At 65.7% G+C, this 25,755-nt stretch carries 31 protein-coding genes; 18 read left to right on the forward strand and 13 right to left on the reverse strand.

The genetic code is table 11. The features are described from left to right. Positions 1-131: 131 nt before the first annotated feature. Together greA and IV501_RS06485 are read right to left on the reverse strand one after the other, a co-directional pair. Positions 132-623, reverse strand: coding sequence for a transcription elongation factor GreA (greA, locus tag IV501_RS06480; RefSeq protein ID WP_200555636.1), 492 nt, complete (start codon positions 621-623; stop codon positions 132-134). Between the two features lie 172 nt (positions 624-795). Beyond that, entirely contained in the window at positions 796-1,218 is a 423-nt protein-coding gene (locus IV501_RS06485) for a DUF4307 domain-containing protein (RefSeq protein WP_200555637.1), read from the reverse strand. Between the two features lie 61 nt (positions 1,219-1,279). Here IV501_RS06485 and mca point away from each other — a divergent pair, with 61 nt between their 5' ends. Both mca and IV501_RS06495 read left to right on the forward strand, forming a co-directional pair. Continuing rightward, positions 1,280-2,152, forward strand: coding sequence for a mycothiol conjugate amidase Mca (gene mca / locus IV501_RS06490; RefSeq protein WP_307812214.1), 873 nt, complete (start codon positions 1,280-1,282; stop codon positions 2,150-2,152). Next, positions 2,149-2,373 carry a hypothetical protein gene (locus IV501_RS06495; protein WP_200555639.1) on the forward strand — a complete coding sequence of 75 codons (225 nt, stop codon included), beginning with the start codon at positions 2,149-2,151 and terminating at the stop codon, positions 2,371-2,373. The genes mca and IV501_RS06495 overlap by 4 nt, the downstream gene beginning before the upstream one ends. Before the next feature lie 18 nt (positions 2,374-2,391). Here the strand turns inward: IV501_RS06495 and trhA are convergent, their stop codons facing one another. Then, complete coding sequence (trhA, locus tag IV501_RS06500) at positions 2,392-3,168, reverse strand: PAQR family membrane homeostasis protein TrhA (protein WP_200555640.1); 777 nt, start codon at positions 3,166-3,168, stop codon at positions 2,392-2,394. Between the two features lie 72 nt (positions 3,169-3,240). Between trhA and IV501_RS06505 the strand changes: the two genes are divergently transcribed. From IV501_RS06505 to IV501_RS06520, 4 genes are all read left to right on the forward strand, one after another. After that, positions 3,241-4,026: an isoprenyl transferase gene (locus tag IV501_RS06505; RefSeq protein WP_200555641.1), complete on the forward strand. Its 786-nt coding sequence runs from the start codon at positions 3,241-3,243 to the stop codon at positions 4,024-4,026. A gap of 83 nt (positions 4,027-4,109) precedes the next feature. After that, positions 4,110-5,228 carry an aminotransferase class V-fold PLP-dependent enzyme gene (locus IV501_RS06510; protein WP_200555642.1) on the forward strand — a complete coding sequence of 373 codons (1,119 nt, stop codon included), beginning with the start codon at positions 4,110-4,112 and terminating at the stop codon, positions 5,226-5,228. Between the two features lie 119 nt (positions 5,229-5,347). Then, positions 5,348-6,766: an RNA 5'-3' helicase PhoH2 gene (gene phoH2, locus IV501_RS06515; protein WP_200555643.1), complete on the forward strand. Its 1,419-nt coding sequence runs from the start codon at positions 5,348-5,350 to the stop codon at positions 6,764-6,766. 117 nt (positions 6,767-6,883) lie between these two features. Continuing rightward, entirely contained in the window at positions 6,884-7,669 is a 786-nt protein-coding gene (locus tag IV501_RS06520) for a DUF6199 family natural product biosynthesis protein (RefSeq protein WP_200555644.1), read from the forward strand. A gap of 101 nt (positions 7,670-7,770) precedes the next feature. Here IV501_RS06520 and IV501_RS06525 read toward each other — a convergent pair whose 3' ends face one another. The 6 genes from IV501_RS06525 to IV501_RS06550 form a co-directional block, all read right to left on the reverse strand. Continuing rightward, positions 7,771-9,186 (reverse strand): class II fumarate hydratase, encoded by a 1,416-nt coding sequence (locus IV501_RS06525; protein ID WP_200555645.1) that lies wholly within the window; start codon positions 9,184-9,186, stop codon positions 7,771-7,773. A 62-nt stretch (positions 9,187-9,248) separates the two neighbouring features. After that, the gene (locus IV501_RS06530) at positions 9,249-9,884 is read right to left on the reverse strand and encodes a carbonic anhydrase (RefSeq protein WP_200555646.1); all 636 of its coding nucleotides are present in this window, start codon (positions 9,882-9,884) and stop codon (positions 9,249-9,251) included. Continuing rightward, complete coding sequence (locus tag IV501_RS06535) at positions 9,881-10,525, reverse strand: DUF4245 domain-containing protein (RefSeq protein ID WP_200555647.1); 645 nt, start codon at positions 10,523-10,525, stop codon at positions 9,881-9,883. The genes IV501_RS06530 and IV501_RS06535 overlap by 4 nt, the downstream gene beginning before the upstream one ends. A gap of 2 nt (positions 10,526-10,527) precedes the next feature. Further along, positions 10,528-10,782 (reverse strand): exodeoxyribonuclease VII small subunit, encoded by a 255-nt coding sequence (locus IV501_RS06540; RefSeq protein ID WP_200555648.1) that lies wholly within the window; start codon positions 10,780-10,782, stop codon positions 10,528-10,530. A gap of 14 nt (positions 10,783-10,796) precedes the next feature. Continuing rightward, positions 10,797-12,032, reverse strand: coding sequence for an exodeoxyribonuclease VII large subunit (gene xseA / locus IV501_RS06545; protein ID WP_200555649.1), 1,236 nt, complete (start codon positions 12,030-12,032; stop codon positions 10,797-10,799). Positions 12,033-12,072: 40 nt separating this feature from the next. Continuing rightward, positions 12,073-12,390, reverse strand: coding sequence for a hypothetical protein (locus tag IV501_RS06550; protein ID WP_200555650.1), 318 nt, complete (start codon positions 12,388-12,390; stop codon positions 12,073-12,075). Between the two features lie 50 nt (positions 12,391-12,440). Here IV501_RS06550 and IV501_RS06555 point away from each other — a divergent pair, with 50 nt between their 5' ends. After that, entirely contained in the window at positions 12,441-13,535 is a 1,095-nt protein-coding gene (locus IV501_RS06555; protein WP_372430743.1) for a 4-hydroxy-3-methylbut-2-enyl diphosphate reductase, read from the forward strand. Then, entirely contained in the window at positions 13,532-14,077 is a 546-nt protein-coding gene (locus IV501_RS06560) for a DUF6264 family protein (protein WP_200555651.1), read from the forward strand. The genes IV501_RS06555 and IV501_RS06560 overlap by 4 nt, the downstream gene beginning before the upstream one ends. Positions 14,078-14,090: 13 nt before the next feature. Here the strand turns inward: IV501_RS06560 and fbaA are convergent, their stop codons facing one another. After that, on the reverse strand, positions 14,091-15,116 hold the full coding sequence (fbaA, locus tag IV501_RS06565; RefSeq protein WP_200555652.1) for a class II fructose-bisphosphate aldolase: 1,026 nt from the start codon (positions 15,114-15,116) through the stop codon (positions 14,091-14,093). Between the two features lie 235 nt (positions 15,117-15,351). Here fbaA and glpX point away from each other — a divergent pair, with 235 nt between their 5' ends. Continuing rightward, positions 15,352-16,284 (forward strand): class II fructose-bisphosphatase, encoded by a 933-nt coding sequence (gene glpX / locus IV501_RS06570; RefSeq protein WP_200556126.1) that lies wholly within the window; start codon positions 15,352-15,354, stop codon positions 16,282-16,284. Positions 16,285-16,406: 122 nt separating this feature from the next. On the opposite strand, the gene IV501_RS06575 is transcribed toward glpX, so the two are convergent. After that, complete coding sequence (locus IV501_RS06575) at positions 16,407-17,783, reverse strand: DNA recombination protein RmuC (protein WP_200555653.1); 1,377 nt, start codon at positions 17,781-17,783, stop codon at positions 16,407-16,409. 256 nt (positions 17,784-18,039) lie between these two features. Here IV501_RS06575 and IV501_RS06580 point away from each other — a divergent pair, with 256 nt between their 5' ends. Continuing rightward, complete coding sequence (locus IV501_RS06580) at positions 18,040-20,538, forward strand: hypothetical protein (protein ID WP_200555654.1); 2,499 nt, start codon at positions 18,040-18,042, stop codon at positions 20,536-20,538. A gap of 3 nt (positions 20,539-20,541) precedes the next feature. On the opposite strand, the gene IV501_RS06585 is transcribed toward IV501_RS06580, so the two are convergent. Continuing rightward, on the reverse strand, positions 20,542-21,144 hold the full coding sequence (locus IV501_RS06585) for a 3'-5' exonuclease (RefSeq protein ID WP_200555655.1): 603 nt from the start codon (positions 21,142-21,144) through the stop codon (positions 20,542-20,544). A 71-nt stretch (positions 21,145-21,215) separates the two neighbouring features. On the opposite strand from IV501_RS06585, the gene IV501_RS06590 reads away from it, so the two are divergent. The 5 genes from IV501_RS06590 to IV501_RS06605 all read left to right on the forward strand — a co-directional run bounded on the left by IV501_RS06590 (position 21,216) and on the right by IV501_RS06605 (position 23,914). Continuing rightward, positions 21,216-21,740 carry a class I SAM-dependent methyltransferase gene (locus IV501_RS06590; protein ID WP_234698345.1) on the forward strand — a complete coding sequence of 175 codons (525 nt, stop codon included), beginning with the start codon at positions 21,216-21,218 and terminating at the stop codon, positions 21,738-21,740. Beyond that, positions 21,706-21,864, forward strand: a complete 159-nt coding sequence (locus IV501_RS16115; protein WP_234698346.1) for a hypothetical protein — start codon at positions 21,706-21,708, stop codon at positions 21,862-21,864. Before IV501_RS06590 ends, IV501_RS16115 begins: the two co-directional genes overlap by 35 nt. A gap of 22 nt (positions 21,865-21,886) precedes the next feature. Then, entirely contained in the window at positions 21,887-22,960 is a 1,074-nt protein-coding gene (ychF, locus tag IV501_RS06595; RefSeq protein WP_200555656.1) for a redox-regulated ATPase YchF, read from the forward strand. A 16-nt stretch (positions 22,961-22,976) separates the two neighbouring features. Beyond that, positions 22,977-23,543, forward strand: coding sequence for an alpha/beta fold hydrolase (locus IV501_RS06600; protein ID WP_200555657.1), 567 nt, complete (start codon positions 22,977-22,979; stop codon positions 23,541-23,543). Between the two features lie 152 nt (positions 23,544-23,695). Next, on the forward strand, positions 23,696-23,914 hold the full coding sequence (locus IV501_RS06605) for a DUF4177 domain-containing protein (protein ID WP_200555658.1): 219 nt from the start codon (positions 23,696-23,698) through the stop codon (positions 23,912-23,914). Between the two features lie 68 nt (positions 23,915-23,982). Here IV501_RS06605 and IV501_RS06610 read toward each other — a convergent pair whose 3' ends face one another. Continuing rightward, entirely contained in the window at positions 23,983-24,273 is a 291-nt protein-coding gene (locus IV501_RS06610) for a hypothetical protein (protein WP_200555659.1), read from the reverse strand. Positions 24,274-24,306: 33 nt separating this feature from the next. Here IV501_RS06610 and IV501_RS06615 point away from each other — a divergent pair, with 33 nt between their 5' ends. From IV501_RS06615 to IV501_RS06625, 3 genes are all read left to right on the forward strand, one after another. Beyond that, on the forward strand, positions 24,307-24,714 hold the full coding sequence (locus IV501_RS06615; protein ID WP_200555660.1) for a RidA family protein: 408 nt from the start codon (positions 24,307-24,309) through the stop codon (positions 24,712-24,714). Between the two features lie 281 nt (positions 24,715-24,995). Next, entirely contained in the window at positions 24,996-25,262 is a 267-nt protein-coding gene (locus IV501_RS06620) for a DUF4190 domain-containing protein (RefSeq protein WP_200555661.1), read from the forward strand. Beyond that, the gene (locus IV501_RS06625; protein ID WP_200555662.1) at positions 25,262-25,753 is read left to right on the forward strand and encodes a hypothetical protein; all 492 of its coding nucleotides are present in this window, start codon (positions 25,262-25,264) and stop codon (positions 25,751-25,753) included. The genes IV501_RS06620 and IV501_RS06625 overlap by 1 nt, the downstream gene beginning before the upstream one ends. Positions 25,754-25,755 lie beyond the last annotated feature (2 nt).

The following is a 25,755-nucleotide window of genomic DNA, read 5'->3' on the forward strand; positions in this document are numbered from 1 at the left end:
TTCGATACGCGGACGCCGTAGACGGCGTGCGCGACTCAATCAGCGGATTCCGCCGGTCGAGTAGCGCCCGAGCGTCCGCGCGAGGACGCGTATCGAGGCCCCGCGCGTATGGAAGCCCCGCGCGCTGCTAACTACGCCGAGTACGCCTCGACCTTGTCGATCTCGACGGTGATCTCCTTGCCGTTCGGCGCGGCGTAGACGACGGTCTCGCCAACCCGGTGGCCGAGGATGGCCGCACCGAGCGGGCTGCCCTCGCTGTAGACGTCGAGGTCACTGTCTTCGCCGACGATCTCGCGGCTGCCGAGCAGAAACACGCTCTCGTCACCGAGGATGCGCGCGGTGACCACAGAACCCGAGGCGACGACACCGTCGTTGGCGGGGGCGTCGCCGACCTTCGCGTGGCGCAGTAGCTCGGTGAGCACACGGATGCGCGCCTCGATCTTGCCCTGCTCCTCCTTGGCGGCGTGGTAGCCGCCGTTCTCCTTGAGGTCGCCCTCTTCGCGCGCCGCCTCGATCTTCTTGGCGATCTCCAGGCGGCCCTCGCCGGAGAGCTGCTCGAGCTCGGCACTGCGGCGGTCGAACGCTTCCTGGGTCAGCCAGGTCTCTGTCGTCTCGTTGGACATGGGTCCTCCTCTGGGTGGTGCTCGGCGGTCCAGCAGCGCCGGCGATCTCGGATTCGAGGCTGGCGCTCGCCATTCCGGTTCGATGAAAATCGGCCCGCTGGATAAAGAAATGAGACCGGCCACACGGCCGGTCTCCCGAGTCAATTCATTGAGTTTATTGCACAGACGGCAGTTATGTCAGCCAGCACCGATAGATCAAGCCGGTGACGGGCGGCTCTGCGCTCAACACGCGCTGCTCGTACCCGGTGGTGAAGGTCTTCGACGCGGGGATCTTCACGATCTTCCAGCCGGTGATCGCGTGGTCGGAGTTCTGCGCCTGCAACGCGCATTCCGCGGTGTTCCCGATCGGCATGGAGAGCTGGAATTTCACGTCGACCGCCGAGTCGCCGACGATGGTGTTGCCGACATCCTGCGTCTCGAGCGAGGCACCGGCCTGGTCGAGCCCCGCCCAGATGACCCACGCGGAGACCACCACGGCCACGGCGACGCCGGCGACGATGTAGATGAGTCGGTCGCGCCGTTTTTTCGACGGCGTGCGCCCATAGCGGGCGGCGAGCGCGGAGCTCTCAGCGGTCTGGCTCTCAGCGGCGGTCATCGGTCATCCTCAGGCGATTAGTCTAGAAATGCAAGGCTACAGACTCGAAACTAGGAGATCGGTGACACTTCGCCTTCTGGCCGTTCACGCCCACCCCGACGACGAGTCGAGCAAGGGCGCTGGAACTTACGCACGCTACGTGTCGGCCGGCGCCGAGGTGATGGTCGTCAGCTGCACCGGCGGTGAGCGCGGTGACATCCAGAACGAGGATCTGGCTGAGACCGCCATGGCCGACCGTGACATGGCCGGGCTCCGTCGCATCGAGATGGCGCGGGCGCAGGCCGCCGTCGGGTTCGAGCACCGCTGGCTCGGGTACGTAGATTCCGGCCTGCCCGAGAACGGCGAAGCCATTCCGCGCTACACCTTCGCGGACATCCCGCTCGAGTTCTCGGCCGAGCCGTTGGTGAAGATCATCCGCGAGTTCCGTCCGCAGGTGCTCGTCGCCTACGACGAAAACGGCGGATACCCGCACCCCGATCACATCCGCGCCCATCAGGTCGCCATCTACGCGATGGAGGCGGCGGCAGACGCGACGCGCTACCCCCAATCCGGCGCCCCGTGGCAGATCGTCAAGGTCTACTACGACCGCATCTTCAATACCGAGCGGATCACCGCGATGCACGGTCATCTGCAGGCCGAGCAGCCCGACTCCCCGCTCATTCCGCAGCTGGGGGAGTTGCTCGAGCGCTGGGGGGATCGCCCCTCACTCGCGACCACGCACATCGATGTCTCCGACCACCTCGACACCCGCGACCGGGCGCTGCGCTCGCACTCGAGCCAGGTGCCGCCGGACAGCCTCTTCTTTTTCTGGCCGAATGACCTGCAGCGCGCGGCGTGGCCGTTCGAAGACTTCGAACTGGTGACCTCGCTGGTCGATACGCCGACACCCGAAACCGATCTCTTCGCCGGGATCATCGATGAAGGAACACCGTGAACCTCTTCCTGCTGCACCTGGCTTCGACCCCGAAGCCCTTCGACGAGGATTCGGTCACTCCCACCTGGGTGGGCTTCGCGTTCACCTTCGGCATCGCCGTCGCCGTCATCCTGCTGATCATCGACATGACCCGGCGCATCCGTCGTACCCGCTATCGCGCCGAGATTCGTGAGCGGCTTGAGAACGAACGCGCGGCGGCAGATCCCGACATCCGCCCGTAGTTCGGTACGGCCCCGGGTCTAGTAGGTCGGGTTCGTCGCGATGATCAGAATCGCGACCCAGTGGCAGAGAAACGCCAGCAGGGTCAGCGCGTGGAAGATCTCATGGAACCCGAAGCGTCCGGGAAACGGGTTCGGCCGCTTGAACGCGTAGACGACGGCGCCGATCGAGTAGAACAACCCGCCCACCAGGATCAGCGTCATCATCGCCGCGTTCGCCGCGAAGAAGTCCGCGATGAACGCAAACGCCGCATAGCCGAGCAGCAGGTACAGCGGCACGTAGAGCCAGCGCGGCGCGCCGATCCAGAAGATGCGGAACAGGATGCCGAGCAGTGCCCCGCCCCACACCAGACAGATCAAGAGCACGGCCTTGTTCGGCGGCAGCGCCAGCACGGTGATCGGGGTGTACGACCCGGCGATCAACAGGAAGATGTTGGCGTGGTCGAGGCGCTTGAACAGTCGGCGGGTCTTCGGCTGCCAGTTGATGCGGTGATAGAGCGCCGAGATCCCGAACAGCAGCATCGAGCACAGCACGAACACGGCGGAGACCAGTTTTGCGGTCACACCGTGGGCGAGCACGATCAGCACGATGCCGAGCGCGACGGCCAGGGGGAAGGTGCCGGCGTGGATCCAGCCCCGCCAGGTGGGCTTGACGGCTCCGTTGCCGTCCAACACCACTGGACGTTCGGAGGCGCTATCGATCGCGTCCTCGAGCAGCGGGATGTTCGGCAGATCGGGTCCGTCATCATCCGTGATCGGGTCGGGGCTCTTCCCCTGGGCTGGAGTGGGCTCGCTCATCGGGTCAGCCTAGAGCCAGCGGAGGTACACGACCTGAACGCTGAGCGAAGGTGTTTCGGCTAACGTAAGCACGTGGCGAATAGGGAAGCACCTCTCGGGCAGGGGTTGCTCTATGGCCTCTACCAGAACCGCATTCGACGCTGGCTGGCGACGCAGGATCGACCCAGGCACGTCGCCATGATTCTCGACGGCAACCGGCGCTGGGCGAAGCAGCGGGAGCTGGAAACGGCGGCTCACGGTCACCGGGCCGGCGCCGCCAAATTCCAGGAATTCCTCACCTGGTGTGACGATCTCGGCATCCAGGTCGCCACCCTGTACCTGCTCTCCACCGACAACCTCACCGGGCGCAAGTCCGCCGAACTCGACGAGCTGTTCACGATCATCGCCGAGCTCGCCGACGATCTCTCGCACTTCCGCAACTGGCGGGTGCAGCACGTGGGGTCGGACGAGGGCCTGCCGGAGCGATTGATCGCTGCGCTCAAGGCCGCTGAGTCGCGCACCAAAGACAACACCGGTCTGCACGTGAATCTCGCGGTCGGCTACGGCGGGCGCCGGGAGATCGCGGATGCCATGCGCAGCATCGTAGAGCAGCACGATGCCGAGGGCGGCACGCTCGACGCACTCGCCGAGCTGCTCACCCCGGAACTGATCGGCGACCACCTGTACACCGGCGGCCAGCCGGACCCCGACCTGGTCATCCGCACCTCGGGTGAGCAGCGTCTCAGCGACTTCATGCTCTGGCAGAGCGCACACAGCGAGTTCTATTTCGTCGAGGCGCTCGGTCCCGACCTGCGCGAGGTCGACTTCCTGCGCGCCCTACGTGACTACGCCCGTCGGCAGCGCCGCTTCGGCAGTTGATCTCCGTTGGTTGAGTAGCGCCCGAGTGCCCACCAGGATGCGTATCGAAACCGCGTCGGACGCGCCCCGGCTACGGTAGTCACATGCTGACCATCGACGATTTCGTCGGCCGCTTCGATGAAGAGCCCGGCTACCTCAACTTCGCGAGCGTCGGACCGCTGAGCCGTTCGGTGGTGGAGGAGCAGCAGGCACACCTCGAACTGCTGCGGCGCGGCAGGTTTGGCAGCCTCGCGATCCTCGACGAGCAGGACGAGCGCGTGCGCACCGCGGTCGCAGCCCTCACCGGATTCCGCGACGACCAGATCGTGTTTCAACCCAACACCAGCGCCGGCCTGATGCACACCATGTTCGGCGTCACCGGGGGAGTGCTGCTCTCCCGAAGCGAGTTCCCGAGCCTGCCCTTCGCCGCGGTGCGGGCGTCAGAGGCGCTCGGCGTGCTCAACCCGATCTGGTTGGAGACCGACGGCGGGCCGATCACCCCCGGCCTCATTCGCGATCAGCTCACGAAGAACATCGCCGCGGTGGCGGTCAGCCTGGTCGATTTTCGCACTGGGTATCTCGTCGACCTGGAGGGCATCCGTCAGGTCATCGGCGATCGGCTGCTCATCGTCGACGCCATCCAGGGCTTCAGCGTCGTCGACGCCCCATTCTCGGTGGCCGACGTCGTGGTGTCGGGCGGGCAGAAGTGGGTGCGCTCCGGCTGGGGCACCGGTTTCCTCGCGCTGAGCGATCGCGCTGCCGAAAGTCTCACGCCGGTGGTGTCCGGCTGGAACGCCAGCGCGGGCGACGCCTTCGAGCAGGTGGCCGCACCGGCCGCGGGGGCTGCGGCGTATCAGGTCTCCAATCCCGATCCTCTGGCGCAAGCCCGCTTCGCGATGGCACTCGAAGATGTGGCGAGCGTGGGGGTCGGCGCGATCAGCGGTCTCGTCGCCGAGAAGGTGTCCCGCGTGATCGAACTCGCGGATGATTTCGCCGTGCCCGTGATCTCCTCGCGGGCCGAGAACGAACGGGCGGGCATCGTCGTCGTCGAACCCGCACCCGACCAGCTCACCGTGCTCACGGCATCCCTGTTCAACCATGGCATCACGGCCACCAGCCGTTTCGGCACGGTGCGGCTGAGCGCCCACGTCTCGACGAACGAGGAGACCTTCGAGATGCTTCAGGCCGCCTTCACGAGCTTTGCCTCCGCGATCACGATGTGAATTAACCTGCGCGTAATCTCTGGTGGCGTGTCGGGAACGTGCGCGACACCTCAGCGACGTAGGTTCAACAGCATCAGGTATGTCGCCTGGTCGAGACGGCCACGTAAGTTCGTTTCGCGATGTATGTCGGCCGTCACGGGGACTGTATCCGGGTGCTAGCACCCGGGGATGGAGCAAACGTGGCCCTGCACGACAACACCCAGCAGAAGACATCCGGCGAACGAGCATCGGGCGGGGCGGCCATCACGGCCGAGCGCACGTATGTGCTCGACACCTCGGTTCTGCTGTCCGACCCCAAGGCGATCTTCCGCTTCTCCGAGCACTCGGTCGTTCTTCCGGTTGTGGTGATCTCCGAACTCGAGGCGAAACGCAACGATCCCGAGATCGGCTACTTTGCTCGTCAAGCGCTCCGCAATCTCGACGAACTCCGGGTGCAGCACGACCGGCTCGACTTTCCGATCCCCGTCGGTGACGGCGGCAGCCTGCGTGTCGAGCTCAACCACTCCAACCAATCGGTGCTGCCGTCGGGCATGCAATTGGGCGACAACGACTCGCGCATTCTCGCGGTGGCACTCAACCTCTCGCACGACGGGCTCGACGTCGTGGTCGTCTCCAAAGACCTTCCGCTGCGGGTGAAGGCGGCATCCGTCGGGCTGGCGGCGGAGGAATACCGCGCCGAGCTCGCCGTAGACTCGGGCTGGACCGGTATCGCCGACATCTCGCTCGGCTCCGACCAGATGTCGAAGCTCTACGACGAGGAGCAACTCTCCTCGCGGGAAATCGGCGACATGCCTGTCAACACCGGCCTCGTCATCCATTCGGATCGCGGGTCGGCGCTCGGGCGAGTGACGGAGCGCGGACGGATGCGGCTGGTCCGCGGTGACCGCGATATCTTCGGGCTGCACGGGCGTTCGGCCGAACAGCGCCTCGCCATCGACATGCTGCTCGACCCGGAAATCGGCATCGTCTCCCTCGGCGGACGCGCCGGCACCGGTAAGTCGGCGCTGGCGCTCTGTGCCGGTCTCGAAGCGGTGCTCGAGAAGCAGCAACACAAGAAGATCATGGTCTTCCGCCCGCTCTACGCGGTCGGCGGCCAGGAGCTTGGCTTCCTGCCCGGTGACGCCAGCGAGAAGATGAACCCCTGGGCGCAGGCGGTGTTCGACACTCTCGGCTCGGTGGTCTCGCAGAACGTGCTCGACGAGGTCGTGGAGCGCGGAATGCTCGAGGTGCTCCCGCTCACCCACATCCGCGGACGTTCGCTGCACGACGCGTTCGTGATCGTCGACGAGGCGCAGTCGCTCGAGCGCAATGTGCTGCTCACCGTGCTCAGCCGAATCGGACAGAACTCGCGCGTGGTGTTGACCCACGATGTCGCCCAGCGCGACAACCTGCGGGTGGGTCGCCACGACGGGGTCGCGTCTGTCATCGAGACGCTGAAGGGTCACGGTCTGTTCGGGCACATCACCCTCACCCGGTCGGAGCGGTCGGCCATCGCGGCCCTCGTCACCGAGATGTTGGAGTCGAACGAACTCGCTTGAATATCACTCAGATAACGTTTCGAGAACCAGCCTGCTAAACGACTAGGAATCGTCGCTCGAGGGGCCGGACTGCTCTGCGTCCGGTCCCTCGCAGCGGGGTAGACAGCATAGGCTTTGATGGTGACACTGACGATGATCGCCGTCCTCTCGGGCCTGGCGATCCTGACGCTCTGGGGGGCGGTCGCCCCCCGCGGTCAGTGGCGCGTGCTGGCGGGATGGAGCCGGAGTCGGCCATACGCGAGTGAGCCCGGACCGGTGGCGGTCGGCATCCATCGCTTCGTTGCGATCGCGGCCAGTATCGCGCTTGTCGTGACCGCTGCGTCGTACTACCTGCAGCGTCACGACCTGACGTCTGCCGTCGCGGCGACGCCGAAGACTGCGCTTGACGTCATGTGGGACGACGCCAACCCCGAGGTGGTGAACCGGGTCATCCAGCCGTACGAAACGACGCCGTACGGTCTGAAAAATCAGCCGATCCTGCGCTATCAGCCGGTCGACGGAATCGACCGACTGCCGTCATACCTCTTCGCCCTGCCGATCTGGAATCCGCCGACGATCCGCGACGGTGACGGCTACATCGGCGTATCGCCCGATGCGGGGTCGACGGCCCTCGACGGCTCCAGCATCGTCGTGCAGGTGCGGGCGGATGCCGCCTGCATTCCGCGGGCAGTGGTCGCCACCGAGACCGACAAGTCCGTGTCGATCGGCGTGTACTACGGCCGCCCGAGCCCCGAGATCGGGGCGCCGAAAGTCCCGATCTCGAAGTGTGCGACCGACCTCCCGGTCACCGACGGCAGTACCGTGCTCATCCCGGTGCCGCTGGACAACAAGGTCGGCACCCGCAGCGTCACGACGCTCAAGGGCGACGCGATCCCGCTGACCAAGGACGTCACCTCGGGCTGACCTGCCCGCGCACTGCCGCCCCCGCTGGCCCAACGCACGACGCCCCGTTGTGCAGGAGAGCCTGCACAACGGGGCGTCGAGTAAGAACGGCGGCCCGAAAGCTACGCGCGCTTCGGGGGCGTGGTCATCGACAGCACGTCGAGCGCAGAGTCGAGCTGCTCCAGGCTGACTTCGCCGCGCTCGACGAACCCGAGGTCGATCACCGACTCGCGCACGGTCAGGCCCTTGGCCACGGCGTTCTTGGCGACCTTTGCGGCCGCCTCGTACCCGATCACGCGGTTGAGTGGCGTGACGATCGACGGCGAGGACTCGGCGTAGGCGCGGGCGCGCTCCACGTTGGCCTCGAGGCCGTCGACGGTCTTGTCGGCCAGGGCGATGGTCGAATTCGCCAGCAGGCGGATCGACTCGAGCAGCGCCGTGCCCATGACCGGGATGGCCACGTTTAGCTCGAAGGCTCCGGATGCGCCGGCCCAGGCGATCGTCGCGTCGTTGCCGATGACGCGGGCGGCGACCATGAGCACGGCCTCGGGGATGACCGGGTTGACCTTGCCGGGCATGATCGAGGAGCCGGGCTGCAGGTCGGGGATGTGCAGTTCGCCGAGCCCGGTGTTCGGACCAGAACCCATCCAGCGCAGGTCGTTGCAGATCTTGGTGAGGCTGACCGCGATGACGCGCAGTGCGCCGGAGGCCTCGACCAAACCGTCGCGCGCGCCCTGTGCCTCGAAGTGATCGGTGGCCTCGGTAAGGGGGAGCCCTGCGTCCGCGGCGAGGAGAGCGATGACATCCTGCGAGAATCCGGCCGGGGTGTTGATGCCGGTGCCGACCGCCGTGCCGCCGAGCGGAACCTCGGCGACGTGCGGGATGGTGGACTGTACGCGTTCGATGCCCTTGCGGATCTGCGCGGCGTAGCCCGCGAACTCCTGGCCGAGGGTGACCGGGGTGGCGTCCATGAGGTGGGTGCGGCCCGACTTGACCACCGTCTTCCACAGCTCGGCCTTCTTCTCCAGCGAGAGCGCGAGGTGGTCGAGAGCGGGAATAAGCGTGTCGAGAAGGGCACCGGTCACGGCGACGTGCACGGAGGTTGGGAAGACGTCGTTCGACGACTGTGAGGCGTTGACCTGGTCGTTCGGGTGCACCGGCGCGCCCGCGAACTCGGTGGCCAGCGTGGCGAGCACCTCGTTCATGTTCATGTTGGACGAGGTGCCGCTGCCGGTCTGGTAGGTGTCTACCGGAAATTGATCGTGGTGGCGCCCGGCGATCAACTCATCGGCGGCGAGCACGATCGCGTCTGCTGCCGAGGCGTCGAGGATTCCGAGCTGCTTGTTCACGATCGCGGCGGAACGCTTGATGCGGGCCAGGGCGACGATCTGCGCGGGCTCGAGCCCCGTGCCCGAGATGGGGAAATTCTCCACCGCGCGCTGGGTCTGCGCTCCGTAGAGGGCATCGATCGGAACGCGCACCTCTCCCATGGTGTCGTGTTCGATTCGATACTCGGTCGTACTGTCGGAACTGCTCACAGCTCTGTGCCTCCTGGTTGGACGGTGTTTCGGTGTTTCGATCGTGTCGAAATTCGTGGGGCTCAGACCGCGCCGAGAATGACATCGGGCACTGCAGTTCCCTCGACCAGTCGGTAGTTCGCGCCGACGATCGCGAGCGTGCCGGCCGCGACAGCGTCGCTGATCAGCTCGGAGCTCTGCAGCAATTCGGCGACCGTGTCGCGCAGGTGCTCACGCCCGACCTCCTGGGCATCGGGGCGGCCGTCGTGCTGGTGTGCGACCCTTTTCACGGCGGGGATGATCGGCGAGATCAGCGAGGCGATGTGGGGCGGAAGAATCGGGGCGTCAGCGCCCTGGGAGTCGATCGCTGCCCGCACCGCACCGCACTCGTCGTGGCCAAGCACCACGATCAACGGAACGTTCAGCACCGCGACGGCGTACTCGAGCGAACCGATCACCGAGTCGGAGATCACCTGGCCCGCATTGCGCACGACGAAAAGGTCACCGAGGCCCTTGTCGAAGATGATTTCGGCGGCAAGCCGGGAGTCGCTGCAGCCGAACAGCGCTGCCTGCGGCGCCTGCCCGGCGCCGAGCGACTCGCGTCGTTCGACATCTTGCCGCGGATGACTCGGCTCGCCGGCCACGAAGCGCGCGTTACCGCGCACCATCTCCTGCCAGGCCGAAGCAGGCGTGTGTGTGGATGTCGTGGTGTCGGTCATCGGTCCCTTCCGAGTTGAGTGCTGATGGCGGCAGCGAGGGTGCGGAACTCCGCGGTGCTTCCCCCGCCGTGGAGCACGACAGTGCTCGCGCCGATCACGGTCGATAGCGAGTATGCGTAGTTGCCGGGGTCGGAAGCCGAGCGACGGTCGTACACGGTCCACACGGTGCCGTCGATGGTCACTGTGCCGGTCGAGCGGGCCTTCTTGACCTCGTCAGAGAGCCAGCTGCCGTTGGCATCGATGCCCTGCACGAGCCCGATGAACTGCTGAGTAGGCGTGATAAAGCCCACCGACCATGCCTGGATGCCGTCTGCGCCGGTCTCGAGACTCGCACTGTTCGCGGTCCACTTCGACGGCAGTTTCGGTGCGGCGAGCGTCTGGCTCACGGTCGGCTGCGACTGGGATGCCACCGAGCGATAGTCGATCGGCGCGCGGGTGGCACCGTCGGGCCGCACGACCACGAGCACGATGAACAGCACAATGGCGAGAGAAGCGACGAGCGCGACCACGAGGTTACGTAGCGTCTGGCTCGAACGGTGGATGCGCGAACTCTCCGCTTTGCGGGCCGCCGTCTCCGACGGGGTCTCCGGACGACCGAGTTCGGCGACGATGCGTGGCGGTCGCTGTGCGGGTTCTGCCATGGTCAGCCGGCCGTGCCCGCAGCGTTCTGGGCGGCACTGTTGCGCGCCGCATCGAGGCGTTCCTTTGCGCCGATCAGCCACTCCTCGCAGCGCTGCGCCAGTGCCTCTCCGCGCTCCCAGAGCGCGAGCGACTGCTCCAGCGTCGACGAACCCTGCTCCAGCTCGTTCACCACCCGCACGAGTTCATCGCGGGCCTGCTCGTAGCTGAGGGAGTCGACGCCGGCCGCGGATTCGGCGGAGGGGGGAGTGGAAGTCACGACGGAGATTCTACCTAGCGCTCGCCGGAGGCGGATGAATCCGCATCGACGGTTACCGCCGCGCGACCGTCGGCGAGCGTGAGGAGGAGAGGAGTTCCTGGCCTGGCGTCTGCCGCGCTCCGCAGCACGGCGCCGCTCGGAAGCTGGGCGATGGCGTACCCACGGTCGAGGGTGCGCTGTGGCGAGAGCGCGCGCAGCTGAGAGCGCAACTCCACCACCCGGGTGTGTGAGCGCTCGATCATCCGCTCGACGAGTTCTGAACTGCGCTGCACGTACCGCCCGAGTTCCTCGGCGCGCGAATCGACCACCCAGTCCGATCCCGCCAACACCGGCCGCGACCGCAACTGCTCCAGCCGATCGATCTCGTGCCGCACCAAAGCCGTCATGCGGGAGCCGATGCGGGCGCGGGCCTGCTGCACCCGGTTGAGTTCTTCCGCGACATCGGGAACCACGCGTTTCGCCGCGTCCGTGGGCGTGGATGCCCGCAGGTCGGCCACATCGTCGAGAAGGGGGCGGTCGGCCTCGTGACCGATCGCGCTGACGATCGGGGTCGCGCAGGATGCCGCGGTGCGCACCAGCGTCTCGTCGCTGAACACGAGGAGGTTCTGAAAGTCGCCGCCACCGCGGGCCACGATGATGACGTCGATCTCGGGGTCGGCATCGAGGGTGCGGAGCGCCGCGGTGACCTCACCCGCCGCACGGTCGCCCTGCACGGCGGCGTGGAGAACGCGGAAGCCGACGGCGGGCCAGCGCAATTGGGCATTGCGCAGCACATCTTTCTCGGCATCCGAATCTTTGCCGGTGATCAGGCCGATGCGGGAGGGGAGGAAGGGGAGGGGCTTCTTGCGGTCCTGGTCGAACAACCCTTCGGCGCGGAGGGTCTGTCGCAGGCGTTCAAGTCGCTCGAGCAGGTCGCCCAGACCGACGTGGCGCATCTCGAACACCTGCATGGTGAGCGAGCCGCCCTTGACCCAGTAGTTGGGCTTCAGCAGCGCGACCACGCGGTCGCCCTGCTTCAGGTCAGCGGGGAGCTTGGCCTTGACCGACGACCAGATTGTGAAGCCGACGGTGGCGTCGACCTCGAGGTCTTTGAGCTTGCCGTAGACGTTGCCGCCGGAGACGCCCCACTGGGTGATCTCACCCTCGACCCAGACCGCGCCGAGGCGATCGATCCAGCCCTTGATCTTGGTGGAGAGTACGGCGACCGGCCACGGGGCGTCAACCGTCGCCGGACCCTCGACGATCGTCATCGCGGCGTGCCTATCGAGCGTGCGTGGGGCGAAGAGCGGTTCAGGACTCGCCGCCCACGGGAGGCTCGCCCACGAATTCATGCGCCTCGCGGGTGAGTTCTGGCCAGAGCTGCTGGTCGCTCACGCGCACCCACTTGCGCGACGGATGGCCCTCGGAGGTGAACGCCTCGGCCACGCCGCGCGCGGTGAGGTCGGCAGCGCGGTGCTCCGTTACTTCGACGATGAGGTCATCTCCGTCGACGAAGGCGAACAGCTTGTCGTGAATGACCAGACCCTCCGCGGTGATCGACACGCCCTCGTTGTCGCTGAGCGACACCAGGAGGTTTTCGTACAGGTCTCGCTTGCTGCTGTCATCCATGGTGGGAGCCTCTCAGGTCGCGCCGGATATGCACCACGTAGAATCACTACGTGAGCACGATTACGAACGGCAAGCTTGCGGACATCCTTCCGGTGCCGCGCATCCCCGCCGTCCGAGACAGGCTAAAGGATACCCCCGTCGCCGCGCCTAAGCGGGTGCTATTGGCGGCACCGCGTGGCTACTGTGCGGGAGTGGACAGGGCCGTGATCGCGGTCGAGAAAGCACTCGAACATTTCGGTTCGCCCGTCTATGTGCGCAAGCAGATCGTGCACAACATCCACGTGGTCTCCACCCTCGAACGGCAGGGTGCGATCTTCGTCGACGATGTCGCAGAGGTGCCCACCGGGTCGCACATCGTCTTTTCCGCGCACGGGGTCTCCCCGGCCGTCGTCAGCGCCGCCGCCGAGCGTGGTCTCGAAGCGATCGACGCGACCTGCCCGCTGGTGACCAAGGTGCACCGCGAGGCCGTGAGGTTCTCGCGAGACAATTTCGACATCCTGCTCATCGGCCACGCCGGGCACGAAGAGGTCGAGGGCACGATGGGCCACGCGCCCGATCGCACGACCCTGGTGAACGGACCGGCGGATGTCGCAGCCCTCGAGGTTCGCGATCCCGACAACCTGGTCTGGCTCAGCCAGACCACCCTCAGCGTCGACGAGACGATGGAGACAGTGCGCCTGCTGCGCGAACGCTTCCCGAATCTGCACAACCCGCCGAGTGACGACATCTGCTACGCCACCCAGAATCGTCAGGTCGCGATCAAGAAGGTCGCCGAAGAGGCCGACCTGGTCATCGTGGTGGGTTCGGCGAATAGCTCGAACACCGTGCGCCTGGTGGATGTGGCGCTCGAGCACGGGGCGAAGGCTGCCTACCGCGTCGACTACGCCAGCGAGATCCAGCAGGAGTGGCTCGAGGGCATGGCGACGATCGGGGTCACCTCCGGAGCATCGGTGCCGGAGGTGCTGGTGCAGGAGGTGCTCGACGATCTCGCGGATGCCGGCTACGCCGACGTGCAGCGCGTCGTCACTGCCGAGGAAGATCTGATGTTCTCCCTGCCCAAGGAACTGCGCAAGGATGTCAATGGCGAGGCCGATTCCCGTGGCCTCGGCGGACGTACCCGACAGCTTGATTGGCAGGCGAAGTGAGCGAATCCCGGCCGGCGCCTCAGTACGGCGAATTCGCCTCTCCCGAGCAGCAGGCGAAGGCGATGGGTCTGCCCTGGCCGCCTCCGCCGGTCGCCGAGCCGGCCGCGCGCATCCTCGATCCCGTGCCGGCGACCGCAACCCGCTCGCAGCGCCTCGGCGCCAGGCTTGCGATCGCGCGTCGGTGGGACGTGATGCTCTGCACGATCCTGCTGGCCTACGGCCTTTACAGTGTGGTGAGCGGGCTGTTCCAGTTCGCCGATCTGGCAGAGATCACGAAGCAGTTGTTCATCTCCCAGGGCATCGGTACCTACACCCCGACCGCTCTCACCCCGGTGCTCGGCGCCGTGATCAACATCACCAATGTGCTGATCTACGCCGCCACGGTGTACGTGACCTACCGCGTGCTCATTCGCGGCAACATCGCGTTCTACATCCCGATCGTCGGCGCGCTGCTCGCCGGTGCCATCGGCACGGTGTGCCTGCTCGTGCTGCTCTTCCAGGACCCCAGCTTCGTCACCTATTTGACCAAGATGAACGGCTGAGCCGAACCCCAGCTCAGCCTGCGCTGTGCCCCGCTGAGCCCAGCTGCTGCGTTGCCTGCACGACGCGCGCGGCCATAGCGGTCTCGGCGATCTTGCCCCAGCTGCGCGGGTCGTAGATCTTCTTGTTGCCGACGCCGCCGTCCACTTTGAGAAAACCGTCGTAGTTCTTCAGCACGCTGTCGGCGATCGAGCGACTGAACGCGTACTGGGTATCGGTGTCGATGTTCATCTTCACGACGCCGTTGCGCACCGCGGTCGCGATCTCCTCGTCGCTCGAGCCAGAGCCGCCGTGGAAGACCAGGTCGAGGGGGAGGGCCGCGGTGCCGAAGCGCTTCTGCAGTCCAGCCTGGATCTCGCCGAGCAATTCCGGCTTCAGCTTGACGTTGCCGGGGGCGTACACCCCGTGAACGTTGCCGAACGTGAGCGCGGTCATGTAGCGCCCCTGCTCACCCAGACCGAGCGCTTCGACGGTGGCGATCGCGTCATCCAGAGTCGTATACAGGTGCTCGTTGATGTCGTGGCTGACGCCGTCTTCTTCGCCGCCGACAACACCGATCTCGACCTCGAGAATCGCGTTGATCGCCTTCATGCGCGGGAGCAGGTCTTTGGCGATCGCGAGGTTCTCGTCGAGCGGCACGGCCGAGCCATCCCACATGTGCGACTGGAAGATCGGATTACGACCTGCCGTGACCTCCGCCTCCGAGGCAGCGATGAGCGGCTCCACGAAGCCGGCCAGGGCATCTTTCGGGCAGTGATCGGTGTGTAGGGCGACGGTGATCGGGTAGTTCTTGGCGACCTCGGTGGCGAAGGCGGCCATGGCGAGCGCGCCAGCCGCGCGATTCTTGACGGTGTGACCCGCGAAGTAGTCGGCGCCGCCCGTGGTCACCTGGATGATGCCGTCCGAGCCTGCCTCGGTAAGCCCCTGCAGCACCGCGTTGATCGTCTGCGACGACGAGACGTTGAACGCCGGGTAGGCGAAACCGTTGGTCTTCGCCCGGTCGAGCATGGCGGCGTACTGATCCGGGGTGGCGACGGGCATGAAGACTCCTCTGTGCAAGCGGATTGTGCAAACGGATGCTGCGCTGACGACGGCGTGGCGACGTACGCACCCGAGTCTATTGACTCGCGAGGCCCGAAGACCGGGCGCGCCGCGGTCGAGAATGGGACAAGTTTCACCAGCCTCGCGAACTCCGCGGGGTTCGGCGGTCGATAATCTAGAGGGTGTGAACACCGACACCGGATCCCTCTTCCTACACCCAGACCGCAACCTCGGAATGGAGCTGGTGCGGGCGACCGAGGCCGCCGCCATTCGCGCCGTCCCCTTCATCGGGCGAGGTGACAAGAACGCCGCCGACGGTGCGGCAGTGGACGCGATGCGCAAGTTCCTCGGCACTGTCAACTTCGACGGCGTCATCGTGATCGGCGAAGGTGAGAAAGACCACGCGCCGATGCTCTACAACGGCGAGCACGTCGGGAACGGCCACGGACCGGCCGCCGACATCGCCGTCGACCCGATCGACGGCACCTCGCTCACCGCCGCGGGCCGCCAGAACGCCCTGTCGATGATCGCCGTCGCCGATCGCGGGTCGATGTACGACCCCTCGGCCGTCTTCTACATGGACAAGATCGTCACCGGCGGCGAGGGCCGTGGTGTCGTCGACCTGCGCAAACCGATCGGCGAGAACATCCGTGCGCTGGCGAAAGCGAAGAACAAAGACATCGCCGACATGGTGATCGCCGTGCTCGACCGTCCACGGCATGCCCAGCTGGTCGACGACATTCGCGCCGCGGGCGCCGGGACGAGGATGCTGCTCGACGGCGACGTCGCCGGCGGCATCAACGCTGCGCTGTACGGCACCCGTATCGACATGTGCGTCGGAATCGGCGGTACCCCGGAGGGCATCATCACCGCCTGCGCGCTCAAGGCTCTTGACGGGTTCATCCAGGGGCGGCTGTTGCCCCGTGACGACGACGAGCGTCAGAAGGCGATCGACGCCGGACACGACCTCGACCGTGTGCTCGAAGCCAACGACCTGGTCACGAGCGACAACACCTACTTCGTCGCCACCGGCGTGACGGATGGCGGCCTGGTGAACGGTGTGCGCAAGCTCGGGCCCGTCCTCCGCACCGAAAGCATCGTGCTCCGGGGGCGCTCCGGCACCATCCGCCGGGTGCAGGCCGACCACGTCGCAGAGAAGTGGCTGTAGCGAACATGTGACGAAACGCCCCCGGCTTGTGAGTCGGGGGCGTTTCGTGTGAGCGACGTCGGCCGTGACGGGTGTTGCTGTTTCAGGGTGTCGCCGCGTCGGGGTGTTGCTCTGTCGGGTTCTTAGGCGGAGTCGCGTTCTCGATCGGCCCCGCGCTCCCGTTCGGCGAGGGCGAGCTGATCGATGCCGTGCAGGTCTCGCCGCCCGGGTTCAGTAGCGCGTGCGCCTTCCAGCTCGGCGACCAGTTCCGCCGCGCTGAGCGTCCTCGGCGTCTCCTCGATCTCGGCGTGGTTACCGAGCACGGTCGATTCGTCCAGCACATTCAGTTTGCGGGCCGACGGCAGAACCTGGCGCTCGAGCGAGCCGACGAATCCGTTGTAGTGCTTGACGGTGCTCTCCAACGACCGGCCGAGCTTGTCGACGTGGCCGGCGAGGGTGGCCAGACGTCCGTATAGCTCGCGGCTGAGATCGAACAGCATCTTCGCCTCGGCGGTCACCACGTCCTGTTGCCAGCTGAAGGCCACCGTCTTCAGCACCGACCACAGCGTCACCGGAGAGGCGAGCGCGACTTTCTTCGAGAATGCGTAGTCCATGATCGCGGGATCGGCTTCCATCGCTGACGCCACCAGAGACTCGCTCGGGATGAACGCGATCACGAGTTCGGGTGAATGCTCGAGCCCGGCCCAATAGGCCTTGCTGCCGAGCGCGTCGATGTGGGAACGCACCGCCTTCACGTGTTCCTTGAGGAATGCCGCCCGTCGGGCGCCTTCCTCCCCGGTCGCCGTGGCGGCGATCTGGCTGGCCTCCAGATAGGCGGTGAACGGCACCTTGGCGTCGACGGCGATGTTCTTCCCGCCCGGCAGGTGGATGACCATGTCCGGCCGCCCCGCGCCCGAGTCCGAGGAGATGCTCGCCTGCACGTCGAAGTCGACCCGTTCGATGAGTCCAGCCGCCTGCACGACATTGCGCAGCTGAGTCTCGCCCCAGACCCCGCGGAGAGAATTGCTGCGTAGCGCGGAGGCCAGCGACTCGGCCGTCGTCCTGATCTGCTCGCCCGACATCCGTGTCTGGGTCAGCTGCTCCGCGATGGCGCCGTACTGCTGGCTGCGTTGGGTCTCTAGGTCGGTGACCTGCTGCTGCATCGCGCGCAGCGACTCCTGCACCGGGCTCAGCGCCTGCAACACCGAGCCCTGCTCGCGCTGTCGCTGCGCTTCCGCATCCCGCTCGGCGCGGTGCCGTTCGACGAGGTCGCGGTACTGCTCGCGCTGATCGCGCAATTGGTTCTCGAGCGCGATGGCGGTGGCCTCGGTCGCGGCGAGTTCAGCGCTCAGCTGGGACCGGGCGGATGCCTCGCGCTCCCGCACCGTGGCGAGCTCCACCTCGTGCCGAAGGTCGGCTTCCCCACCGCCGTTCCGGCTCCGCGCGACGAGCGCGCCGATGACGGCCCCGACGAGGACGCCGAGGATCAGACCGAGGAGCAGTGCGAGCGTGGGATTCATTGAGCCAGCGTCACATCGACCACTGACATTGAGGGCGCGTGGTCGACTAAGCTCCCCGAAAGGGGGCTGATTTGCCAAAGAATCCTCGCGTATCATCCATAGGTCAGTCGAATTGGGCGGGCGTGAACAAAGGACATCAGTGAAGAATTGCAGCAACTGCGAGGCATCGATCGACGCGGAGAAATTCTGTCCACAGTGTGGGACATCGACCTCGGAACAGCTCGCAGACCAGTCGTCGCACCTGGTCGACGACGGCATGACAGAGGAGACTGCGCTGCGGATTCCTCGGGTCACGGCTAGTGCGCCGGGAACCGGGTCGACGCCCGCTGTCACCGAGACTGTGACGGACACGTCGGCCCCGGTGTCGCCAACCCCCTCTACATCGTCCTGGCGAAGCGTCTTTTACTCGCTCCCCGCCGAGCGTTGGATCGGCTCGTCGATCCGCGCCGTCGTGGCCTATGCCGCGGTGTGGGGCGTCGCTCTGCTGGTCTCTCTGCTCCTCCTGCTTTCACTCCATGACGTCACCGTTGATTGGTCGTTGCTCTTCTTGCTCCCGGCTCAGATCGTGGGTCTGGGCCTGGGCGGTGTGTTCACAGCGAGTACATCCGTTCTGGGCGTCACAGCAACCGTCTCCCTGCTGTGGGCGCCCCTACTCGTCTCCGCTGCAGCGATCGTGGGGCTAGCACTGGCGTCTCGGCACGATGAGCGTGCCCATCCTGTCGTTAGTCATCGTCAACGCTTGCTGCTCAGCGCTCTGACCGGTGTCGTTTTCACCGTGATCGCCGTTTTGGCGGCCGCGCTGTTGCGACCTTCGTACAGCCTCAGTAATAGAGAACTTCCATCGGGCTTTCCGCGGCTCGGCGACGGCGTGCTCGAAGCATCAGGATCGGCAGCTTCAGTGTCGCTGGTCGTGATCTCTCTGATCGTCGGAGTAGGGGTGTCATTCCTGTCGAGATGGCGGGAAGCGCACCGCGGGGATGTTCGCGAGCTTGCCCCGCGCCCCCCACTCGTTACAGCGCTTCTTTCTGCGATTCCGGTTTCCGTCCTCTACGCGGTGGTGGTGGCGATCATCGTTTCCGTCGCCGCGGTGATCTCGGTTGCCGTCAACGGGGGCGGCTCCGCTCTCATCGCCAGCCCGCTCTGGTTGCCGACCGTTGCGCTCAACGGTCTTGCTCTCGTGAACTTCTCAGTGCTCGGGGTTTCCGGCCCGCTGACCGGATACCCAGGGTTTTCCGCGCTCGCCACGAGCGTCTCCCTGCCGGGTTCCATGCCGTGGTGGGTGCTGGTCATCGCGATCGTCCTCAATCTCTCGATCGTCGTCGCTGTTGCTACTGTCCTTCGTCTGCGCCGCGCCTCCACCGGTGCCACCGTGACCATAAACTGGTTCTCGACTGCAGTGGTGTTCGCCGCCGTTGGCTCGGTTGTGTCGCTGCTGGGCAGCATCTTGCTCTGGAGCCACGTCGACACCTCAGCAATCTCAGGTCAGGACTCTGGCCTGCTCGGTGCCGGCGCGTTGCTAGCCTCCAGCGTGGCATCTACCTGGGCGTCGGTCGGCCCGGCAGGGTGGACCATCTTCGTTTTCGTACTGCTTGGCGTCGTCGTCGAGGTCGCCGCGATTTGGGTGGCGCCAGTCGTCATCTCTTTGGTCAAGCCTGCGGCTCTTGACCGAGCGAACCGATTTCTTACGCGTGTTGGAGTCCCGCTCGCGCCAGCGGGCCAGGTTGTCCCGGGCGTTGCCGCCGTTTCCGAGTTGAGCCCAGAACGTCGCCGTCGGGCGATCATTATCGGATCCTCGGTCGGAGGGGTGGTCGCGGTCGTTGTGCTTGCTGCGGTTGCTATCTCGGTAGTGAACGCCACTGTGTTCAGCCCGCAGCGTCAGGTTGAGGCATATCTCTCGGCGCTGGAAAGCGGTCACGCGAAGGACGCTCTTGCACTGGGCCACGTCGACGTAGGCGAGGCTGGGCTCGAGTTGCTCACCGACAGGGCTCTCGCGGCGACTTCCACCCGGATCACTGGTCACACCGCGCTCAGTGGGACGATAACAGGAGACAACGCATACGTCTCGACACGAGCGGAACAGTCCGGGACATCCATTCCCGTCAGTTATTCGCTCCACCGAACCGGAAAAACATGGTTGTTCTTCGACACTTGGGCACTCAACCCCGTCGAGCTGCCCACACTCGACATCGTCGTGCCGCAGGGCGCGGAGAAAGTGACGGTGAACGGCGTCAGTGTGCCAGTGGAGGCCGCCCGCAAGGATGGTGAGGGTACGCGACTGGCCGTTTTCCCTGGGCGTTATTCGGTGCAGATGGGTGGCGACACGACGTGGGTTACTGCTGCACCGCAGAAGAAGCTGATCACTCCGGCTTCGGTAGCGGGGGAGAGCGTCGAACTCACGCTCGAGCCGACTGCGGCATTCCACAAGGAGATCGATTCACAGATGGGGACGTTCCTTGCCGGTTGTGTGGCATCTCATGAAATCGAGCCAAGCGGATGCCCGTTCCGTTACTACTCCTATGGCGATACGTCGAACGTCGTGTGGTCGCTAAAGTCGCCGCCGGCCTACAGTCTCATCCAGGACTTCAACGGGGGATGGGCGATCGAGACTAAGGAGGCGGGCGAAGCAGACGTGACCTATACCTCCTCGTTCTTCGGATCGTCTTACGACGAGGACGGCAGCAGCAGCGTTTACGTCGATGGAGGGATCGCCTTCACCGGCGGAAAGCCCGTCTACTCGTACGGCTCTGACGACTAGGGCCTAGCTCAGGGCCATGGGGGCGCGGTCGGCGGCCAGTTCGCCGATCGCGCCGAGTCGCACGCCGGCGATGGTCGCCAGGTGCTCGATCGACTCGGCCCCGTGGCGGCGTGCGGCGTGCACCACGATCGCGGCGCAGGCCTCCGAGTCGGCGAGGGCGTTGTGGTGCGCGAAGTCCTCGAAGCCGGCGGCCATCGCGGCAACCGGCAGGCGGTACGAGTCGAGGGTGTAGGTCTTGCGGGCGACCTGCAGGCTGCACAGGTATCCGAATGACGGGATGTCGATGAAGCTTGCACGACACGCGCCCTGGATGACGCCCATGTCGAACCCGGCGTTGTGCGCGACCAGGTGGTCGTCGCCGGCGAACGCGACCAGGTCGGGAAGCTGCTCGCTCCAGAGCAGCGCGTCTTCGACATCCGGAGCCATGATGCCGTGGATGCGGGTGTTCCACTCCGAGAAGTGATCGTGTCCGGCCGGCGGTCGGATGAGCCAGTACGCGGAGTCGACGACGACCCCGCCGCGCACCTTCACGAGCCCGACCGAGCAGGCCGATGCGCTCGAGTTGTTGGCGGTTTCGAAGTCGATCGCGGTGAAGTCCAGGCCCATGACGGCATCGTCTCACGGGGGTCCGACGGTCGACTCCAGACGGTTCGGCGGTTCACGATTAGCCTCACAGCATGCAACGGGAACGCAAGATCGGCGACGGAGACTCCTTCGGCATCGCGGCCGACGTCTACGAACGGGCCCGCCCCACCTACCCGCTCGAAGCTGCGCGCTGGCTGGTGCCGGAGGGCGCGAGGACAGTTCTCGACCTCGGTGCGGGCACCGGCAAGTTCACCCGCTCACTCGTCGACCTCGGCCTCGACGTGATCGCCGTCGAACCGGATGAACGGATGCGCGCCACCCTCGCCTCGTCCCTGCCCGGTGTCACGGCTCTCGCGGGCACGGCCGAGCACCTGCCCGTCGCCGACGCGAGTGTCGACGCGATCACCGTCGCGCAGGCCTGGCACTGGGTCGATCCGGCCCTCGCGGTGCCCGAGACCGCGCGAGCGCTTCGCCCGGGCGGCACGCTGGGACTCGTCTGGAACCTCCGGGACGAACGCGTCGACTGGGTGCGCGAGCTCGGGCTGGAGCCGCGAGACGGACCTCGACGGGGTGCTCGAGCTCGTGGCATCCCGCAGCTACTTCATCACGGCAGATGATTCGGGCAAGAAGGAGATAACGGATGCCGTGCGCGCCCTGATCGCCGAACACCCCGACCTGCGCGGTGAGGCCAGCTTCGCGCTGCCGTACGTGACCCGGACCTTCCGTGCCCGCCTGCAGTAGAGCCCGGATACGATAGACCCCCGTGGCTCTCACTATTGCAATCGTCGGTCTGCCCAATGTCGGCAAGTCCACCCTGTTCAACGCGCTCACCAAGAATCAGGTGTTGGCGGCCAACTACCCGTTCGCGACGATCGAGCCCAACGTCGGCATCGTCAACCTGCCCGACTCGCGGCTCGACACGCTCGCCGAGCTGTTCTCGAGCGAACGCATCCTGCCCGCCCCGGTGTCGTTCGTCGACATCGCCGGCATCGTCAAGGGCGCGTCGGTGGGGGAGGGGCTCGGCAACAAGTTTCTCGCCAACATCCGTGAGGCCGATGCGATCGCGCAGGTCGTGCGAGGCTTCGCCGACCCGGATGTGGTGCACGTCGACGGTGCGGTCGACCCCGCCAGCGACATGGAGACCATCAACACCGAGCTGATCCTCGCTGACCTGCAGACCCTCGAGAAGGCGATCGAGCGCTATCAGAAAGAGGTCAAGACCCGTCGCACCGAGCCGGCTGTGCTCGAGACCGCGCTCGCCGCGCAGGCGATCCTCAACGAGGGCAAGCCGCTGTCGTCGTCCAGTGCCGACTTCTCGCTGATCAAGGAACTCGGGCTGCTCACCTTCAAGCCCTTCATCTACGTCTTCAACGTCGACGAGGCCGTGTTGCAGGATGCTGACGCTCTCGCCAAGCTCGCGGCCCTCGTCGCCCCGGCGCAGGCGATCTTCCTCGACGCCAAGCTCGAGTCGGAGCTCATCGACCTCTCCAAGGAGGATGCGGCGGAGCTCCTCGAGTCGACCGGACAGACCGAGAGCGGGCTCGACCAGCTCGCCCGCATCGGCTTCGACACCCTGGGCCTGCAGACCTACCTCACCGCAGGCCCCAAAGAGTCACGCGCCTGGACCATCCCGAAGGGCGCCAAGGCCCCGCAGGCGGCCGGCGTTATCCACTCGGACTTCGAAAAGGGATTCATCAAGGCCGAGGTGATCGGCTTCGACGACCTGGTCGCGTCGGGTTCCATCGCCGAGGCCCGCGCAAAGGGCAAAGCCCGCATCGAGGGCAAGGAGTACGTCATGCAAGACGGCGACGTGGTCGAGTTCCGTTTCAACAACTAGGTCAGGCGACGCAACAGTGACCGAGCAGAGCATTCTCGAGCGGAATGGCGCCGCTGTGCCGTACGTCGAAGAGGGCAGCGGCCCGATCTCGCTGGTGTTCATTTCCGGTCGACCTCTTGATTCGGACGGCTTGTCCGCGGTCTCCCATTACCTGGCGAGCGAAGCAGGCTTCCACGTGACCAGGATCGGACCCCGCAACGAAGCGACGGTGTCGGCGCATGAACGCGCGGACGACGCTCTCGCAGTGATCGACCACCTCGGCCTGCGTCACACCTGGGTGGGCGGATACGGATCCGGTGGAACCGTGGCGCGAGTGTTCGTTGCGGCGCACCCGGAGCGTGCCAATGGTCTGGTTCTGCTCGGGGTGGAGGATGAGCAGATCCCCCTCGCGCCGGTGATGCCCGTGGTCATCGTTCAGGGGGCCGACGACGTGGTCACTCCAACGGCGAACGGGGAGGCGTTGCGCGCCACCGCTCCCGAACGCGCCACCATCACGACTATCAACGGGGCAACTCATCAGTTTCCGATGTCGCACCCGATTGAGACCGCGGTGGTCATCGAGGAATACCTGGACTGGGACTGATCGGCTGAAAAGACTCCAGAATCCGTGGAGTCCCGCTTCAACGTTTAGTCGAGCAACCTTGCGATTTTGAGCGGTATGCGAAGACATCGCTCGCTACCTGTGAGAGCCTCTCAGAATGCCCCGAAACTCGGAGCAAATAGGGGGAAACGTCCATGGCCGCTGGCGGCGCATATGTAGTAATCCAGATCGTTCTCAAGGAGAAGATCCTGGGCACGGGCTCCGGAAATCTCACGGAGTTGGAGAAGGCGATCAACGCGCAGGCGGCGCTCGGATATCGACTGCACACGATCACCACCGCTTCATCGGGAAGCAAGGGGCTCGTGGGGGGCGACCGCATCCAGGCAACGCTGGTCTTCGAGCGACTCTCCTGAGATTGTGATGAGTTGGCGGTTGTCGTCGCTCCAGAGCGACAACAACCGGCAACTCGGCAATGGTCGTGCTACCGGAGCGCGGACAGCAACCGGGTAACGATCGAGTCGACGCTCGCCGACCATTCGGCCGCGGACATCCGTGACTCCCGGCTCGGTGAGCTGTCACCGAGGAAGGCGACCAGTTCGCGGACGTCGTCGAAAGCCAGATCCGGTGCGCCGAACGACGGGTCGAGCTGGTCGATCCAGCGATCGCGCTGCTCGCGCCACGCGAGGTTGGTGCCGCCGTGCCCTGCATGCATCGCCGCGCTCCGCAGAGTCGTGATCAGGGCGCGGGCGAGCTTCGGGTCGAGTTCTGCCACCGTTCCAGGGTATGCGCCCGCGATACTGGACACATGAGGACGACGGACGTGACGCTGATCAGGGTGCCCCAGCTCGCAGCCGCGCCGTACGCCTACGCCTCGACGATTCCGGCGTCCGCGCGGCTAATCTTCCTCGCCGGGGCGTGCCCGATCGATGTCGAGGGCGTCGTCATCCATTCGGACGACATCGCAGCGCAGACGCGCCACTGCCTCGAGAATCTGGACGTCGCGCTGAGTGCGGTCGATGCGTCGCTGACGGATATCGTGTCCACTCGAGTCCTGGTAGTCACCCGCGATCGCCACGATCTCACAGCCGCCTGGGCCGTTGTGAGCAAGTGGTTCGGCGACCACGCCGTGCCGAGCACTCTCCTCGGCGTGACGGTGCTCGGCTACGACGGCCAGCTCGTCGAGATCGAAGCGACCGCCGGGATCGTCGACTGACCCCATGCCGATCCTCCCCACTCGACGAGAACCGCCCGCGCAACGACATCGGCGGGAGGCGTTCAGCTATTGACGAGCGTTCGGTGGCTGCGCCTCATCGAGTCGGCGATTTATGTTGTTTTGGCGCGCCCTAAGCAACACTTTTTACCGACTCGATGAACCACATTCTCGGATTGCGGCCACCCTGATCCGGATTGTGCGCCATCCTTGATCCGCACGCTTGGCGGAGAACCCCTCACTACTTGATCTGTGGGCAAGCGCGAATCGCGAGAGAATCAAGCATGACTCAGCTCACCGCTCCCGCGAAGACGAACACGCTCGCACTCGTCGGCTTCATCGCCGCCTTCATGATCCCGGTCGTCGGAGTCGTTCTCGGCGCGATTGCGCGCCGCCAACTCAGCTTTCCCGGCACTCACGAGAGCGGACGAGGCCTCGCGCGCTGGGCGATGATCATCGGAATACTCGGCACCCTCGCGCAGGTCAGCTTCTTCGTGATCTGGGTGGCGAGCGTCGCGCAGCTGCTGTTCCCACCTTCGGCAGGGCTCTGATGCTGGCTCGACGGGTAGCTGGCGCCGCGATCGGGATCTCGCTTCTCGTGGCGGTCAGCGGATGTACGCCCGCAGAGATCGCCGAGGCGCACCGTGAAATCCACGCGAGCGTTGGGCAACTCGAGAAGGCTCTGCGAGACGAAGCGCGGTTCGGCAACCCGAAGTTGATGAAGGCTTACATAGACGACCCAGATGACGGGACCTATCTCGGAGTTACAGCGGCAGAACCGGCAGTGCCTGAGTCCTACGAGTCAGACGCGATGATCTACGGCGCGACAGTTGATGGTCAAGAGATAACCGTGCGAGCGGCATTCCGCGGTCACGGAGAGACGGGCGGCGGCTGGTCCTACAAGAGCGCTAACCAAGTGCTGTGTGTCACGTTCACCGTTCTTACCGGAACGGATGTCCGAGTCGACATCGCTGACGACCACTGCCCGGACTTCATTCTGAGTGGCGCGCAAGAGCAGTCGCTCTCCGACGTCAGCCTCTAACC

Source organism: Lacisediminihabitans changchengi, assembly GCF_016634425.1.
Lineage (GTDB): Bacteria > Actinomycetota > Actinomycetes > Actinomycetales > Microbacteriaceae > Lacisediminihabitans > Lacisediminihabitans changchengi.

Coding starts and splice junctions, on each gene's coding strand:
- greA (WP_200555636.1), bottom strand. CDS start 623: ATGTCCAACGAGACGACAGAGACCTGGCTGACCCAGGAAGCGTTCGAC.
- IV501_RS06485 (WP_200555637.1), bottom strand. CDS start 1,218: ATGACCGCCGCTGAGAGCCAGACCGCTGAGAGCTCCGCGCTCGCCGCC.
- trhA (WP_200555640.1), bottom strand. CDS start 3,168: ATGAGCGAGCCCACTCCAGCCCAGGGGAAGAGCCCCGACCCGATCACG.
- IV501_RS06510 (WP_200555642.1), top strand. CDS start 4,110: ATGCTGACCATCGACGATTTCGTCGGCCGCTTCGATGAAGAGCCCGGC.
- phoH2 (WP_200555643.1), top strand. CDS start 5,348: ATGTATGTCGGCCGTCACGGGGACTGTATCCGGGTGCTAGCACCCGGG.
- IV501_RS06520 (WP_200555644.1), top strand. CDS start 6,884: ATGGTGACACTGACGATGATCGCCGTCCTCTCGGGCCTGGCGATCCTG.
- IV501_RS06530 (WP_200555646.1), bottom strand. CDS start 9,884: ATGACCGACACCACGACATCCACACACACGCCTGCTTCGGCCTGGCAG.
- IV501_RS06535 (WP_200555647.1), bottom strand. CDS start 10,525: ATGGCAGAACCCGCACAGCGACCGCCACGCATCGTCGCCGAACTCGGT.
- xseA (WP_200555649.1), bottom strand. CDS start 12,032: ATGACGATCGTCGAGGGTCCGGCGACGGTTGACGCCCCGTGGCCGGTC.
- IV501_RS06550 (WP_200555650.1), bottom strand. CDS start 12,390: ATGGATGACAGCAGCAAGCGAGACCTGTACGAAAACCTCCTGGTGTCG.
- fbaA (WP_200555652.1), bottom strand. CDS start 15,116: ATGCCCGTCGCCACCCCGGATCAGTACGCCGCCATGCTCGACCGGGCG.
- glpX (WP_200556126.1), top strand. CDS start 15,352: ATGGAGCTGGTGCGGGCGACCGAGGCCGCCGCCATTCGCGCCGTCCCC.
- IV501_RS06575 (WP_200555653.1), bottom strand. CDS start 17,783: ATGAATCCCACGCTCGCACTGCTCCTCGGTCTGATCCTCGGCGTCCTC.
- IV501_RS06580 (WP_200555654.1), top strand. CDS start 18,040: ATGACAGAGGAGACTGCGCTGCGGATTCCTCGGGTCACGGCTAGTGCG.
- IV501_RS06585 (WP_200555655.1), bottom strand. CDS start 21,144: ATGGGCCTGGACTTCACCGCGATCGACTTCGAAACCGCCAACAACTCG.
- IV501_RS06590 (WP_234698345.1), top strand. CDS start 21,216: ATGCAACGGGAACGCAAGATCGGCGACGGAGACTCCTTCGGCATCGCG.
- IV501_RS06605 (WP_200555658.1), top strand. CDS start 23,696: ATGGCCGCTGGCGGCGCATATGTAGTAATCCAGATCGTTCTCAAGGAG.
- IV501_RS06615 (WP_200555660.1), top strand. CDS start 24,307: ATGAGGACGACGGACGTGACGCTGATCAGGGTGCCCCAGCTCGCAGCC.
- IV501_RS06620 (WP_200555661.1), top strand. CDS start 24,996: ATGACTCAGCTCACCGCTCCCGCGAAGACGAACACGCTCGCACTCGTC.
- IV501_RS06625 (WP_200555662.1), top strand. CDS start 25,262: ATGCTGGCTCGACGGGTAGCTGGCGCCGCGATCGGGATCTCGCTTCTC.